Origin of the sequence: Candidatus Protochlamydia sp. W-9, assembly GCF_001950615.1 — a bacterium.
Classification (GTDB): domain Bacteria; phylum Chlamydiota; class Chlamydiia; order Chlamydiales; family Parachlamydiaceae; genus Protochlamydia; species Protochlamydia amoebophila.
On the sequence record NZ_BCPZ01000400.1, the window covers coordinates 1 to 627 of the forward strand.

Below are 627 nucleotides of genomic sequence, written 5' to 3' on the forward strand. Positions count from 1 at the left end.
ATATATCCGACAGAGTTTGGAATTTACTGGGACCTCATTTGCCAGGAAGAAGAGGGGCTTGGGGTGGTATAGCAAGAGATAATAGGACTTTTATCAATGCAGTATTTTGGATATTAAGAACGGGAGCTCCATGGAGGGATTTGCCTCCAGATTACGGTGGTTGGAGCAATACTCATCGGCGATTTATCCGATGGCGCAATCAGAGAGTCTGGGAAAGGTTGCTTGAGGTACTGATTGACGATCCAGATTATGAATGGCTTGTGATAGATGCTTCGCATTGTAAAGTGCATCCTCATGGAGCGGGAGCTAAAGGCGGTAATCAGAGCATGAGTCGTACAAAAGGGGGCTCAATACAAAATTGCATCTTGCCGTGGATGCGCATGGTCTGCCGATCAGGGTCATTATTACAGAAGGCACAACAGCAGATTGTACTCAAGCAAGGAATTTGATCGCTGGTCTTACAGCTGAGTGGTTACTGGCAGACAAAGGATATGATAGCGACGCAATCGTTGAGCAAGCTATAAGTCAGGGAATGCAAGTGGTGATTCCTCCACGAAAGAATCGCATAACTGGTCGAGAATACGATAAAGATCTCTATAAGTTAAGGCATTTGGTGGAAAATGCATT

Annotated in this window: 1 pseudogene; it reads left to right on the forward strand. The window is 45.1% G+C overall.

Going from position 1 to position 627, the window contains the following annotated elements:
- Positions 1 to 2: 2 nt before the first annotated feature.
- Positions 3 to 627: pseudogene (locus BU804_RS10955) on the forward strand (IS5 family transposase); the annotation flags it as partial.